This is a genomic window from Methylobacterium sp. Leaf111, assembly GCF_001423285.1.
In the GTDB taxonomy this organism is placed as follows: domain Bacteria; phylum Pseudomonadota; class Alphaproteobacteria; order Rhizobiales; family Beijerinckiaceae; genus Methylobacterium.
Genome location: NZ_LMNE01000074.1, coordinates 23,177 through 37,461 on the forward strand (window position 1 = coordinate 23,177; position 14,285 = coordinate 37,461).

Consider the following 14,285-nt stretch of genomic DNA (forward strand, 5'->3'; position numbering starts at 1 on the left):
GAAGACCGAAGCGGGACAGGGTCCCGCTTCGATGAAACCGTCCTCTCTCAGAGGGACGACAGGGCGCCGGACCCGGCGCGCGGCCCTCAATGCACGAGGATCTTCGACAGGAAGTTCTGGGCGCGCTCGGAGCGGGCGTTGGCGAAGAAGTCTTCCTTGGTGGCGTCCTCGACGATCTCGCCCTTGTCCATGAAGATCACGCGGTTCGCGACCTTGCGGGCAAAGCCCATCTCGTGGGTGACGCACATCATGGTCATGCCCTCGCGGGCGAGCTGGACCATGACGTCGAGCACCTCGCCGACCATCTCGGGATCGAGGGCCGAGGTCGGCTCGTCGAACAGCATCACCACCGGGTTCATGGCGAGCGCCCGGGCGATGGCCACGCGCTGCTGCTGGCCGCCCGAGAGCTGGCCGGGAAACTTCTTGGCGTGGGCCGAGAGGCCGACCCGGTCGAGGAGCGCCAGGCCCGTCTTGAGGGCGGTGTCCTCGTCGCGATTGAGCACCTTGCGCTGCGCCAGGGTCAGGTTCTCCGTGATGGAGAGGTGCGGGAACAGCTCGAAGTGCTGGAACACCATGCCGACCCGGGCCCGCAGCTTCGGCAGGTTGGTCTTCTTGTCGTGTACGGGCGTGCCGTCGACGACGATCTCGCCCTTCTGGAAGGGCTCGAGGGCGTTGACGCACTTGATCAGGGTCGACTTGCCGGAGCCCGAGGGCCCGCAGACCACGACCACCTCGCCCTTGTTCACGGCGGTGCTGCAATCGGTGAGGACCTGAAAGTCGCCGTACCATTTGCTGACGGACTTCATGGTGATCATGGGCCCCGTGGTCACGGGGGCCTGGGCGGTGTTGAGCGACGTGGGGTTGGGCGACGTGGTCATGGCGGAAATCCTCGTCTGGGGTGCGGCGACGCCTCGTCCGGGGGAGGCCTGGACAGGAGAGGCCGGGCGTCAGCGGATGATGGCGATCTTCTTCTGGAGGCGGCGCACCGCCAGGGAGGCCACGAAGCAGACCGCGAAGTAGACCACGGCCGCGAACAGGTACATTTCCACGAGGCGGCCGTCGCGCTGGGCGATCTTCGAGGCCGCGCCGAGGAAGTCGGTCACCGAGAGGACGTAGACCAGCGAGGTGTCCTGGAAGAGGACGATGGTCTGGGTCAGCAGGATCGGCGTCATGTTGCGGAACACCTGGGGCAGGATCACGCTGCGCATCGAGGCGAAGTAGGTCAGGCCCAGCGCCGAGGCCGCCGCCGCCTGCCCCTTGGGGATCGACTGGATGCCGGCGCGCATGATCTCGGAGAAGTAGGCCGCCTCGAACAGGGTGAAGGTCACCAGCGACGAGGTGAAGGCGCCCACCGTCATCGGCCGGTCGGCGCCCATGACCCACTGCCCGAGATAGGGCACCAGGAAGTAGAACCAGAAGATCACCAGCACGAGGGGCAGCGACCGCATCAGGTTGACGTAGCCCTTGGCCACCAGCGGGATCACCGGGATGCTGGAGAGCCGCATCATGGCGATGAGCGTGCCGAGCACGATGCCGCCGATGGCGGCGAGCGCCGTCAGCGTCAGGGTGAAGCGCATGCCGTCCAGGAACAGGTAGGGCAGCGCGGAGGTGATGACGGAGAAGTCGAAATTCGCGAGCATCGCGGCGATCCTTGAGGATGAGGAGGCGGAGGGCGGACCCTCAGCGATGGCCCGGGACGGCGACGCGGCGCTCGATCCAGCCGGAGGTGAAGATCACCACGACGTTGATCAGGACGTAGAGGACGGTGGCGGCGGTGAAGGCCTCGAACACCTGGAACGAGAATTCCTGCATGGCGCGGGCGCGGGCGGTGAGCTCGAGCAGGCCGATGGTGAGGGCGACCGAGGTGTTCTTGAGGTTGTTGAGGAATTCCGAGGTCAGCGGCGGGAGGATCATCCGGTAGGCGCTGGGCAGGAGCACGTAGCGGTAGGTCTGGTAGACCGTCAGGCCCATGGCGGTGCCGGCCATCTTCTGGCCGCGCGGCAGGGCCTGGATGCCGGCGCGCACCTGCTCGGCGACGCGGGAGGCGGTGAAGAAGCCCAGGCACACCACCGCCGTGTAGAACGGCGCGTTCGGCAGCTGCTTGATCCAGCCGCCCCAGGATTCGGGCAGCACCTCCGGCAGGACGAAGTACCAGAGGAACATCTGCACCAGCAGGGGGATGTTGCGGAACAGCTCGACGTAGGTCGTGCCGATGGTGTTGGCGACCTTGGAAGGCAGGGTCCGCATCACGCCGATGAGCGAGCCGAGGAAGAAGGCGATGACCCAGGCGCAGAGCGCCGTCACCACCGTCCACATCAGGCCCGAGAGGAGCATGTCCGCGTAGGTCCCGGTGCCTTCCGGGGAGGCTTCGAAGAAGATGCCCCAGTTCCAGTTGTAGTTCATCGCGTCGTCGTCCCCTGTGATCGGGCATCCGGGCGAGCGCCCGTGGCAGGCATGCGGGCGCGCGCCCGTGAATGTGGCGGTGCTGTGTCGGACAGTGCCGAGACCTTGAGCGGAAGGTCCAGGGCCTTGAGGGTCGCGCCCCGGTCCCACACTGACATTTCCAGAGATTTGCTGCTTTTCCGGGCATCCCCCGGCGCAGGCCATGCGACGGCCGTCGCCCCGCCCCACGGGGGCGGCGCGGCGGCCTTCCGGCGATTCGGCCGGGCATGGAGGGGGTTGGGACGGATCGGTCGGGACCCAGGGCGGCACATCGGTGCCCGTCCCAAGCATCATCCGGACCAGAGCCTACAGGGGCAGGCCGGCCCCCGGCTCAGGCGCGGGCGGGTGTGGCCGCGGGAACACCCTGCGGGGCCGGCCGGCCCAGGGTGAGGATCAGCGCGGCGGCGGCGAGGCAGAGCGCCCCGGCGGCGAAGAAGGCCGGCAGGTAGCTCGCGAGTTCGGTCCGCGACAGGCCGGCCCCGTAGGCGATCGTCGCCGCGCCGAGCTGGTGGCCGGCGAAGACCCAGCCGAAGACGAGGTTGGCGCGCTCGCGCCCGAACCGCGCCGCGGTGAGCCGCACGGTGGGCGGCACCGTGGCGATCCAGTCGAGGCCGTAGAACACCGCGAACAGCGACAGGCCCACGAAGGAGAAGTCCGAGAACGGCAGGAACATCAGCGAGAGGCCGCGCAGGCCGTAGTACCAGAACAGGAGCCAGCGGTTGTCGTAGCGGTCGGAGAGCCAGCCCGAGGCCACGGTGCCGATGAAGTCGAACACGCCCATGGCCGCGAGCACGCTGGCCCCCTGCACCGGCCCGATGCCGTAATCGGCGCAGAGGGGGATGAAGTGGGTCTGGATCAGCCCGTTGGTGCTGGCCCCACAGATGAAGAAGGTGGCGAACAGCACCCAGAACACGCGGGTGCCGGCGGCGTCCCGCAGGGCGGACAGGGCGCCGTTCGCACTCGGTCCCGGCATGGCCGGGGGCGCGAGGGGACGGGTCTCGCCGTAGGGCGCGAGCCCGAGATCCTCCGGCCGGTCGCGCATCAGGGCGAGGACGCCGAGACCCGCCGCGAGGAGGAGCGCGCAGATCACCAGGAGGGCGGCGCGCCAGCCGAGCGCCTCCGTGAGGGCGGCCAGCAGGGGCAGCACGACGAGCTGCCCGGTGGCGGAACTGGCGGTGAGGAGGCCGACCACGAGGCCGCGCGATCGCGAGAACCAGCGCGTCGCCACCGTCGCCCCCAGCACCAGGGCGGTGAGCCCCGTGCCGATGCCCACCACCACGCCCCAGAGCAGGACGAGCTGCCAGACCCGGGTCATGCCCAAGGAGGCCAGCAGGCCGCCGGCGATGAGGGCCAGGGCCAGGAGCACGATCCGGCGCGGGCCGTAGCGGTTCATCAGGGCGGCGGCGAAGGGGCCCATCAGGCCGAACAGGACGAGGCGCACGGCGAGCGCCGAGCCGATCGTCGCCGTGTCCCAGCCGAACTCCTTCTGCAGGGGCAGGATCAGCACCCCGGGGGCCCCGACGGCGCCCGCCGTCACCAGCATGGTCAGGAAGGTCACGGCGGCCACCGCCCAGCCGTAATGGACGCCGCGGCGGGCGAGGCCCGCCGCGACGGCGTCGGAGAGGCGAAGGGTGGGGTCGGTGGCCATGGCGCATCGCTCCGGAGCGCCGGCTGCCGAGGCGCTGCGCCCTCCATAGGGGCATGGACACGGATGAGCCAAGGGGCCCGGTCCCGCCGGCCCGGCCCGAGCGCGCTCGCGGCCTTGGCCGGCGCCCTGGCGGTGGACCGCGCCGGTGCGAGGCGGCGCCCTAGTCCCTACGCGGGCGGGCGCCGAAGATCGCGGTGCCGACCCGGACATGGGTCGCGCCCATCTGGATCGCCGCGGGGTAGTCCGCGCTCATGCCCATGGAGAGGATCGGCAGGTTGTGGCGCTCGGCGATCCGGGCCAGCAGGGCGAAGTGCGGCGACGGCGGCGCCTCGGCGGGCGGGATGCACATCAGCCCCTGGATCGCGAGGCCGTGGGTCTCGCGGCACTCCGAGAGCAGGGTGTCGACCTGGGCCGGGGAGATGCCGCCCTTCTGCGGCTCGTCGCCGGTATTGACCTGGATCAGGAGCTTGGGCGCCCGTCCGACCCGCGCGATCTCCTTGGCGAGCGCCGCCGCGAGGGAGAGCCGGTCGAGGCCGTGGATGACGTCGAACAGCTCCACCGCCTCCCGGGCCTTGTTGGATTGCAGCGGGCCGACGAGGTGGAGCTCCACATCCGGGAAGCGCTCGCGCAGGGCCGGCCACTTGGCCTTCGATTCCTGGACGTAGTTCTCGCCGAACAGGCGCTGCCCGGCCTCGAGCGCCGGCAGGATGCCCGCGGCGGGAATCGTCTTCGACACCGCCACCAGGGCGACCGAGGCGGGGTCGCGCTCGGCATCCTCGGCTGCCTGGGCGATCTGGTGGCGCACCGCCGCGAGCCCGGCCACCACGTCGGCGGCGTTCGGGGGGGGCGGGGCGGCGTGGGGAGCGGCTTCGGGAGCGGCGTCGTCGGAGACTGTGTCGGCCATGCTGCCTCGCAGGGAAGGGGTTCGGTGAACCGGTCGGCCCGGGAACTACCATCCCGGGCGCGGGCCGCGAAGGACAACGCGCATCGCGCCGACGCGGCCCCCGCGACGCGGCTCCCCCGGCGGGCGGGACGACCCGATCCGTGTTGACCCCTCCCCTCCCCGTGGTAGTCCGGCCCCCAGCCTCTCAGGGCGCGCCCGCACCGTGCGGGGCGCGCCCCTCACCCCCGAACCCCGGCGCCGGCCCATGACGACCACCCCCGCCCCCAAACCCGCTCCCGAGCGCTACAACGCCAAGGAGACAGAGCCGCGCTGGCAGCAGGCGTGGGATGCGGCGGCCATCTACGCCACGAAGAACGACGATCCGAAGCCGAAATACTACGTGCTGGAGATGTTCCCCTACCCGTCGGGGCGCATCCACATGGGCCACGTGCGCAACTACGCCATGGGCGACGTGGTGGCGCGCTACAAGCGGGCGCGGGGCTTCAACGTGCTGCACCCGATGGGCTGGGACGCCTTCGGCCTGCCGGCCGAGAACGCCGCCATGGAGCGCAAGGTCAACCCGCGCGACTGGACCTACGCCAACATCGCGACGATGCGCGGCCAGCTCCAGAGCATGGGCCTGTCGCTGGACTGGAGCCGGGAGATCGCGACCTGCGACCCCGACTACTACAAGCACCAGCAGCGCATGTTCCTCGACTTCCTGGCCAAGGGTCTGGTGACGCGCCGCACCGCGAAGGTGAACTGGGACCCGGTGGACCACACCGTGCTGGCCAACGAGCAGGTCATCGACGGGCGCGGCTGGCGCTCGGGCGCCCTGGTGGAGCAGCGTGAGCTGACCCAGTGGTTCTTCAAGATCACCGACTTCGCGCAGGATCTCTACGACGCCCTCGACGGCCTGGAGCGCTGGCCCGAGAAGGTCCGGGTGATGCAGAAGAACTGGATCGGCCGCTCGGAAGGGCTGGAGGTCCGCTTCGCCCTGGAGGCGCCGCCGGCCCATGTCGACCCCGAGGTGAAGGTCTACACGACGCGGCCCGACACCCTGTTCGGGGCGAAGTTCCTGGCCATCGCCGCCGACCACCCGATCGCCGCCGCCCTGGCCCCGGCCCACCCGGCCCTGCAGGGCTTCATCGAGGAATGCCGGCGCACGGGCACGGCCCAGGCCGCCATCGACACGGCGGAGAAGCTCGGCTTCGACACCGGCCTCAAGGTCCGCCACCCCCTCGACCCGTCCTGGCTGCTGCCGGTCTACGTCGCGAACTTCGTGCTCATGGACTACGGCACCGGCGCGGTGTTCGGCTGCCCGGCCCACGACCAGCGCGACCTCGACTTCGCCAACAAGTACGGGCTCGGCAACACGCCCGTGGTCTGCCCGGAGGACCAGGACGCGGCCAGCTTCGTCATCACCGACACCGCCTATGACGGCGACGGGCGGATGATCCACTCGCGCTTCCTCGACGACATGACCACGGACGAGGCCTTCCACGCCGTGGCCAACCGCCTGGAGGCGGAGATCCTCGACGGAGAGCCGGTGGCGCAGCGTAAGGTGCAGTTCCGCCTACGCGACTGGGGCGTCTCGCGCCAGCGCTACTGGGGCTGCCCCATCCCGATCATCCACTGCGAGGCCTGCGGGCCCGTGCCGGTGCCGGTGGCCGACCTGCCTGTGAAGCTCCCCGACACGGTTTCCTTCGACGTGCCCGGCAACCCCCTGGAGCGCGACCACGCCTGGCGCAACGTCCCCTGCCCCACCTGCGGGCAGCCGGCACGGCGCGAGACCGACACCATGGACACCTTCGTGGATTCGTCCTGGTACTATGCCCGCTTCACCGCCCCCTGGCTGCAGGACGCGCCCACCGACCGCGCCGCGGTCGACCAGTGGCTCGCCGTCGACCAGTATATCGGTGGCATCGAGCACGCGATCCTGCACCTGCTCTACGCCCGCTTCTTCATGCGGGCGATGAAGGCCACCGACTGGTCCGGCGTCTCGGAGCCCTTCGACGGCCTGTTCACGCAAGGCATGGTGGTCCACGAGACCTACAAGGATGCGGCCGGGGCCTGGGTGCCGCCGGCCGACATCCGGATCTCGGCCGAGTCCGGCAGGCGGGAGGCGTTTCACGTGAAAACGGCGGCGCCGATCACGATCGGCGCCATCGAGAAGATGTCGAAGTCGAAGAAGAACGTCGTCGACCCGGACGACATCATCGCCAGCTACGGCGCCGACACCGCGCGCTGGTTCATGCTCTCCGACTCGCCGCCCGAGCGCGACGTGATCTGGACCGAGGACGGCGTCCAGGGCGCGGCCCGCTTCGTCCAGCGCGTCTGGCGTCTCGTCTCCCTGGCGAGCACCGTGGCGGCACCGGAGGCCACCGGCGACGCCGCCCTGCGCAAGGCCGCCCACAAGGCCCTGGCCGCCGTGGAGGAGGATGTGGAGCGCCTGCGCTTCAACCGCTGCGTGGCGCACATCTACACCCTTGCCAACGCCCTCGACGAGGCCCTGCGGGGCGGCGTCTCGCGGGCCGTCGCCGGGGAGGCGGCCGGGATCCTGACCCAGCTGATCGCCCCGATGATGCCGCATCTCGCCGAGGAATGCTGGCAGGCGTTGGGCCGCGACGGCCTGGCCGCGCAGGCGGCCTGGCCGAAGGTCGAGCGCGCGCTCCTTGTGGAGGACAGCGTCACCCTCCCCGTCCAGCTCAACGGCAAGAAGCGGGCGGACGTCACGGTGCCGCGCAGCGCCGACGTGGCGGCGGTCCAGGCCCTGGTCCTGGCTGACGAGGCGGTGCAGCGGGCTCTGGAGGGCCGTAGCCCGAAGAAGGTCATCGTGGTGCCGGGCCGGATCGTGAACCTCGTCGTCTGATCGAGGAGACCGCGCTCCGGCTTCCGGCGGGCGGAACGAGGCCTGGCACAGCGCCCGGCCTTCCCAACGCCGAAATTCGGTTCGGCGCGCGCGACGCAGCCCTCCTCCCCAGCGGATCTCGGGCCTGCCCGACATCCATGGCGCTTGTGGGAAGGCGTTGGAGGTGGGGGTGGTTGGGCGACCCTCGCGTTGCGGAGGCAAGTGGAACCGCCCCCACCCCGGACCCCGCCCCTTTAAGAGGAAGGGGGACGCCCACATTGTCCACACCCCCGATCCGGCGACCATGATCCTGCCGGATAGGAAACGTAAAGCTTGGCGCGAATAGGCTGTCGTCGAACTCCGGTTCGCCGTACAGACGGGCGGGACGAGACAGCGGGACGGCAGCGGGCATGATGCGCTTGGCAAACGGGGCGATGGCGGTTCGGGTCGCGGCAACCGGTTCGGTCGGCCGGGCCGTGCGGGTCGCGGCCGTCGCCGCCCTGGCGCTCAACCTGTCGGCCTGCTTCCGCCCCCTCTACGGCCCCACCGCCTCCGGCGAGCCCATGGCCGCCCTCCTCGCCTCCGTCCAGGTGGACGACGTGGCGATGGCGCAGGGCCAGGAGCGCCTGGGGCATTACCTGCGCAGCGAACTCATCTTCGATCTCGACGGCTCGGGCCAGCCCTCCGCCAAGCGCTATCGCCTGAAGATGCAGGGCAGCGAGTCGGTGCAGACCCCGATCGTCTCCTCGCAGACCGGTCGCGCCGAGGCCGGCACCATCGTCGGAACCGTGAAGTACGCCCTGGAAGACCTGAGCGGCACGAAGATCATCAGCGAGGGCGTGGCGACCTCCACCGCCACCTACGACCGCTCGATCCAGCGCTTCGCCAGCCTGCGGGCCGCCCGTGACGCCGAGATCCGCCTCGCCAAGGTCCTGGCCGAGCAGATCAAGACCCGCATCGCCTCCGTGCTGGTGACGAAGCCCTGAGCGGGACGGGCGCGTGACCGCCGTCAAGGCCGGCGACGTCGACGGGCTGATCCGGCGCGGGCCCGATCCGCGCATCGCGATCCTCCTCGTCTACGGCCCGGATACGGGCCTCGTCTTCACCCGCGCCAAGGCGCTGGCGGAAGCCTTCGTCAGCGATCCGGGCGACCCCTTCGCCATGGTGAAGATCGATGGGGACGTGCTGGCCCAGGACCCCGGCCGCCTCGTGGACGAGGCCGGCACGGTCGGACTCATCGGCGGCACCCGCACCATCTGGGTCCGGTCCGGCAGCCGCAACTACGCCCCCGCCGTCGAGGCCGCCCTGAAGGCCGAGATCCAGAACGCCCGCATCGTGGTGGAGGGCGGCGACCTCGCCAAGAGCGCGCCCTTGCGGACGCTCTGCGAGAAGTCGCCGAAGGCCCTCGCCCTGCCCTGCTATCCCGACGACGAGCGGGCCTTGGGCGACCTCATCGACCGCACCCTGCAGGACCAGGGCCTGCGCATCGCCCGCGAGGCGCGGGACGTGCTCGCCACCAGCCTCGGCGGCGACCGCGGCGCCAGCCTGTCGGAGATCGAGAAGCTCGCCCTCTACGCCCGTGGCCAGAGCCAGGTGAGCCTCGACGATGTCGAGGCGGTGGTCAGCGACGTCGCCGGCAGCGTGCTCAACACCCTGATCGATGCGGCATTCGCCGGGCGCAGCGGCGAGGTCGAGCGCGATTATCGCCGCTTCCGCCACGAGGGCATGGATCCCTCGGTGATGCTCGGCTCGGCCCTGCGGCACGCCCTGACGCTCCTGGCCACGCGGCTCGCCGGGGAGGGGCAGAGTGCCAGCCTCATGGTGGCGAACTGGCGTGGCCTGCATTTCCGGCGGAAAGCCCTGGTGGAGACCCAGCTCGCCCGCTGGTCGCCCCCGGCCCTGCGCCACGCGATCCAGCTGTTGCAGGACTCCGTCCTGGCCTGCCGCCGCGCGGACCCGGACCTGGCGCACGCGCATGCCTCGAGCACCCTCCTGCGCATCGCCGGCGAGGCGGCCCGGCGGCGTTAGCGATCGGTCTGGCTCAGGCCTCCGCCTGCCCCAGGTTGAAGCGCTGGCACAGGGCTTCGAGCTCGGCCGCGTTCTCGTAGCGGATGCGGATTTCCCCCGCCCCGGCCACCTTCGACTTGACGGCCACCGTCATGCCGAGGGCGCGGGCCATGGCCTGCTCCAAGGTGCGGATCTCCGCATCCTTCACGGCCGCGCGCCGGGGCCGGCCGGGGCGGGGGCCGTCGCCCTCCGGCACCTCGGCGGAGGCCAAGGCCTCGACCTCGCGGACCGACAGGCCCTCCTCCACAATCCGGCGGGCAACGCCCTCGGCATCCCGCACGGCCAGGAGCGCGCGGGCATGGCCGGCCGTGATCTCACCGGCCACGACCCGGTCCTGAATCGTCGGGGCGAGCTGGAGCAGCCGAAGGGTGTTGGCGAGGTGGCTGCGGCTCTTGCCGAGGATCTCCGCGAGCTCGCTCTGGCTGTACTGGAACTCGCTCATCAACCGCTCGTAGCCCGCGGCCTCCTCGATGGCGTTGAGGTCCGTGCGCTGGACGTTCTCCAGGATGGCAAATTCGAGGGAGGTCCGATCGTCGATCTCCACCGTGACCACCGGCACTTCGTGGAGCCCGGCCCGCTGGGCCGCGCGCCAGCGGCGCTCGCCGGCGACGATCTCGTAGGTGTCCGGCACGCCGGCCAGGGCCCGGACCACGATGGGCTGGATGATGCCGCGCAGCTTGATCGAAGCCGACAGCTCCTCGAGGTCGGATTCGTGGAAACGGCGACGGGGGTTGCGCGGGTTGGGACGCAGGAATTCCACCGCGACCTTGCGCTGCTCCTGCGACTTGCTCGCCGCGGCACTGTCATCGCCGAAATCGCCGATCAGGGCCGCGAGGCCGCGCCCGAGCCGGGGCCGCACCACATCATCCGCCATCGCCACCTGCTTCAACTCCGAACCTTCGGGAAACGCTTGTCACACACCGGGGGCAGGGGGCCCCCGCATCGGTCACGCGGCGACGGGCAGACGCCCCTCGCGCTGGATGATCTCGGAGGCGAGGCGCAGGTAGGCCTGCGAGCCCGCACATTTGAGATCGTAGAGCAGCACGGGCTTGCCGTGCGACGGCGCCTCGGACACGCGGACGTTGCGGGGAATCATGGTCTCGTAGACCTTCTCCCCCATGAAGCTGCGCACATCCGCCACCACCTGCGCCGACAGGTTGTTGCGGGGATCGAACATGGTCAGGACGATGCCCTGGATGGTGAGGCGCGGATTGAGGGCGCCCCGCACCTGCTCCACCGTGCGCAGCAGCTGGCTCAAGCCTTCGAGGGCGAAGAACTCGCATTGCAGGGGGACCAGCACCGCGTCGGAGGCCGCCAGGGCGTTGATCGTCAGCAGGTTCAGGGAGGGCGGGCAGTCGATCAGCACGTAGGTGACGCCCGCCGTGGCGCCGACCTCGCCGACGCCCTTCAGCACGTTGCGCAGGCGATGGGCGCGGTCCGGCGCGCTCGCCATCTCCAGCTCCAGGCCGAGGAGGTCCATGGTGGAGGGGGCCACCATCAGGCGCGGCACCGCGGTGGGGATGCAGGCCTGTCCCAGGGACGCCTCGCCGGCGAGCACGTGGTAGGTCGAGACCTTGCGCTGGCGGCGATCGATGCCGAGACCCGTGGAGGCGTTGCCCTGCGGATCGAGGTCGATCACCAGGACGCTCTCGCCGATGGCCGCCAGAGCGGTGCCGAGGTTGATCGCCGTCGTCGTCTTGCCGACGCCCCCCTTCTGGTTGGCCAGGGCCAGGATGCGCAGCGGCCGATCCGGATGCGCTCCGGTCGTCGGTACGGCAGTCGGATCGCTTGTCATGAATCCACGCGAGATAGGGTCGTGACGCGGACGATCCGCGCTTCCGACTCGGTTCGGCTCGGCACGAGATCGTAAACGAATCTCCACCGTTGCGCGGCCTCGGTCAATTCCGATTGGACATCCCGTCCTTTCGGAAACAGGCCGACCGTGCCGGTTGTCAACAGCGGCTCCGCCCAGGCGAGCAGCTGGGCGAGGGGGGCGAGCGCCCGGGCGCAGACCACCGCGACGCCGCGATGCGTGCCGATGACCTGCTCGATCCGGGCGTTGTGCACCGTCGCAGGCGCGCCGGTGAGGCGCGCGGTATCGGTGAGGAAGGCGCATTTGCGCGCATTGCTCTCGACGAGATCGACCCGAAACCCGGGACGCTCCCGGCCTGCGATGGCAAGGACGAGGCCGGGAAGTCCCGCCCCCGCACCGAGGTCCAGCCAGGTGTCGGCCTCCGGCGCGAGCTCCCGAAGCTGGAGCGCGTCGGCAATGTGGCGGGTCCAGACTTCGGACAGGGTGGCCGGTCCGACCAGATTCTTGACCGTTTGCCAGCGCCGGAGCTGGTCGACATAGAGGTCGAGGCGCTGCGCTGTTTCACGTGAAACACCCGCAGCGGCCAGGACCCGATCGCGGTCGCGATCAGAGGCCATGGGAGGCCCCACGCTCGGCCCGGCGGGCATGGGCGGCGAGGAGCGTAAGGGCGGCGGGGGTCACGCCCTCGATGCGGGCCGCCTGCCCCAGGGTTCCCGGACGCACGGCTTCGAGCTTCAGCCGCATCTCGTTCGACAACCCGGAAATGCCCGCATAGTCCAGGCGGATCGGCAGGGCCACGGCCTCGTCCCGGCGGAAGGCCGCGATGTCGGCCCGCTGCCGGTCGAGATAGACGGCGTAGGTGGCATCCGTGCAAAGCCGCTCGGCCACGCGGGGCGGGACCGCCGCGAGTTCCGGCCAGACCACGCAGAGGCGCGCCCAGTCGATGTCCGGGTAGGACAGGAGCTGAAAGGCGCTGCGGCGGATGCCGTCCTGGTTGAGCGCGATGCCGGCGGCCCCGGCCTGGTTCGGGCTGAGACTCAGGCGGTCGAGCTGCGCGCGCGCGGCCTCGAGGGCCGTCTGCCCGGCGGCGAAATGCGCGGCGCGGTGCCGCCCGACGCAGCCGAGGGCAGCGCCCTTCGGCGTCAGGCGCTCGTCAGCATTGTCGATGCGCAGGGAGAGCCGGTACTCCGAGCGCGAGGTGAACATGCGGTAGGGCTCGCTCACCCCATGGGTGACGAGATCGTCGATCATCACGCCGAGGTAGGATTCGGCCCGGTCGAAGGTGGCGAGGGCCGAGCCGCCGGCGAGGCGGGCCGCGTTGATGCCAGCCACGAGCCCCTGCCCCGCCGCTTCCTCGTAGCCGGTGGTGCCGTTGATCTGCCCGGCCAGGAACAGGCCCGGCAGGCGCTTGGCCTGGAGGGTCGCGTCGAGTTCGCGGGGGTCCACGTAGTCGTACTCGATGGCGTAACCCGGCCGCAGGATCGCGGCACGCTTCAGCCCGGGGATCAGCCCGATGACGTCGCGCTGCACGCTCTCGGGCAGCGCGGTGGAGATGCCATTGGGGTAGACGGTCGGATCGTCCAGGCCTTCCGGTTCGAGGAAGATCTGGTGGCCCTCGCGATCGCCGAAGCGCACCACCTTGTCCTCGATGGACGGGCAGTAGCGCGGCCCCCGGCTGGCGATGCCGCCGGAATACATCGGCGAGCGGTGCAGGTTGGCGCGGATGAGGTCGTGGACCGCCTGTGTCGTGCGGGTGATGCCGCACTGGATCTGCGGCGTGGTGATTCGCTCGGTAAGGGTCGAGAACGGGACGGGGTCCGCGTCGGCCGACTGCATCTCCAGGCAGGACCAGTCGATGGTGCGCCCGTCGAGGCGGGCCGGCGTGCCGGTCTTCAGGCGGCCGAGGGCGAAACCGGCGCGGTCCAGTGTCCGGGCCAAGCCCACGGACGGCGCCTCGCCGACCCGACCGGCGGGGATCTGGGTCTCGCCGATATGGATGAGGCCGCGCAGGAAGGTGCCGGTGGTCAGCACGACGGCGGCGCAGGGGAGGGTGCGCCCATCGGCCAGGATCACCCCCGAGACGCGTCCCCCGGCGAGGGCGAGGTCGGCCACCTCCCCTTCGATCACCGCCAGGTTCGCGGTCCCGGCGATGGCCGCCTGCATGGCGCGGGCGTAGAGCTTGCGATCGGCTTGGGTGCGGGGACCGCGGACCGCGGGACCCTTGCGTCGGTTGAGGAGCCGGAACTGGATGCCGGCCGCGTCGGCGACCCGCCCCATCAGGCCGTCGAGGGCATCGACCTCGCAGACCAGATGCCCCTTGCCCAGACCGCCGATGGCGGGATTGCAGGACATGGCACCGATGGTGGCGGCCTGATGGGTCACGAGGGCCGTCCGCGCGCCGATCTGGGCCGCGGCGGCCGCCGCCTCGACGCCGGCATGGCCTCCACCGACGACGATCACGTCGTAGGAATCAGGGGTATGGTGCATGGGATCGATTAAGCGGCTGGCGCGCCGATGGTCAATCGATGGTTCGACCACCGCGTGGTTTTCACGTGAAACCGCCGCCCCGTGGTCCCAGGGT

Annotated in this window: 12 protein-coding genes; 3 read left to right on the top strand and 9 right to left on the bottom strand. The window is 70.6% G+C overall.

The genetic code is table 11. The features are described 5' to 3' along the window. Positions 1-86 precede the first annotated feature (86 nt). The 5 genes from ASF41_RS22820 to ASF41_RS22840 all read right to left on the bottom strand — a co-directional run bounded on the left by ASF41_RS22820 (position 87) and on the right by ASF41_RS22840 (position 4,994). Positions 87-815, bottom strand: coding sequence for an amino acid ABC transporter ATP-binding protein (locus ASF41_RS22820; protein ID WP_056497581.1), 729 nt, complete (start codon positions 813-815; stop codon positions 87-89). A 132-nt stretch (positions 816-947) separates the two neighbouring features. After that, positions 948-1,640, bottom strand: coding sequence for an amino acid ABC transporter permease (locus ASF41_RS22825; protein WP_056497402.1), 693 nt, complete (start codon positions 1,638-1,640; stop codon positions 948-950). Between the two features lie 40 nt (positions 1,641-1,680). Next, on the bottom strand, positions 1,681-2,403 hold the full coding sequence (locus ASF41_RS22830) for an amino acid ABC transporter permease (RefSeq protein ID WP_056218421.1): 723 nt from the start codon (positions 2,401-2,403) through the stop codon (positions 1,681-1,683). Between the two features lie 370 nt (positions 2,404-2,773). Continuing rightward, a complete protein-coding gene (locus ASF41_RS22835) occupies positions 2,774-4,090 on the bottom strand; it encodes an MFS transporter (RefSeq protein WP_056497408.1) in 1,317 nt (438 codons plus the stop codon). A gap of 160 nt (positions 4,091-4,250) precedes the next feature. After that, entirely contained in the window at positions 4,251-4,994 is a 744-nt protein-coding gene (locus ASF41_RS22840; protein WP_056351799.1) for a YggS family pyridoxal phosphate-dependent enzyme, read from the bottom strand. 244 nt (positions 4,995-5,238) lie between these two features. Here ASF41_RS22840 and leuS point away from each other — a divergent pair, with 244 nt between their 5' ends. The 3 genes from leuS (at position 5,239) to holA (ending at position 9,852) form a co-directional block, all read left to right on the top strand. After that, positions 5,239-7,845, top strand: coding sequence for a leucine--tRNA ligase (gene leuS / locus ASF41_RS22845; RefSeq protein WP_056497411.1), 2,607 nt, complete (start codon positions 5,239-5,241; stop codon positions 7,843-7,845). A 413-nt stretch (positions 7,846-8,258) separates the two neighbouring features. Then, positions 8,259-8,810, top strand: coding sequence for an LPS assembly lipoprotein LptE (gene lptE / locus ASF41_RS22850; RefSeq protein ID WP_056276722.1), 552 nt, complete (start codon positions 8,259-8,261; stop codon positions 8,808-8,810). 13 nt (positions 8,811-8,823) lie between these two features. Beyond that, positions 8,824-9,852: a DNA polymerase III subunit delta gene (holA, locus tag ASF41_RS22855; RefSeq protein ID WP_056497415.1), complete on the top strand. Its 1,029-nt coding sequence runs from the start codon at positions 8,824-8,826 to the stop codon at positions 9,850-9,852. A gap of 13 nt (positions 9,853-9,865) precedes the next feature. Here the strand turns inward: holA and ASF41_RS22860 are convergent, their stop codons facing one another. From ASF41_RS22860 to mnmG, 4 genes are all read right to left on the bottom strand, one after another. Beyond that, positions 9,866-10,765: a ParB/RepB/Spo0J family partition protein gene (locus tag ASF41_RS22860; RefSeq protein WP_056497583.1), complete on the bottom strand. Its 900-nt coding sequence runs from the start codon at positions 10,763-10,765 to the stop codon at positions 9,866-9,868. A 72-nt stretch (positions 10,766-10,837) separates the two neighbouring features. Then, on the bottom strand, positions 10,838-11,686 hold the full coding sequence (locus ASF41_RS22865) for a ParA family protein (protein ID WP_056218438.1): 849 nt from the start codon (positions 11,684-11,686) through the stop codon (positions 10,838-10,840). Continuing rightward, on the bottom strand, positions 11,683-12,321 hold the full coding sequence (gene rsmG, locus ASF41_RS22870) for a 16S rRNA (guanine(527)-N(7))-methyltransferase RsmG (RefSeq protein WP_056497417.1): 639 nt from the start codon (positions 12,319-12,321) through the stop codon (positions 11,683-11,685). Before rsmG ends, ASF41_RS22865 begins: the two co-directional genes overlap by 4 nt. Further along, positions 12,311-14,191 carry a tRNA uridine-5-carboxymethylaminomethyl(34) synthesis enzyme MnmG gene (mnmG, locus tag ASF41_RS22875; protein WP_056497420.1) on the bottom strand — a complete coding sequence of 627 codons (1,881 nt, stop codon included), beginning with the start codon at positions 14,189-14,191 and terminating at the stop codon, positions 12,311-12,313. The genes rsmG and mnmG overlap by 11 nt, the downstream gene beginning before the upstream one ends. Positions 14,192-14,285: the final 94 nt, after the last annotated feature.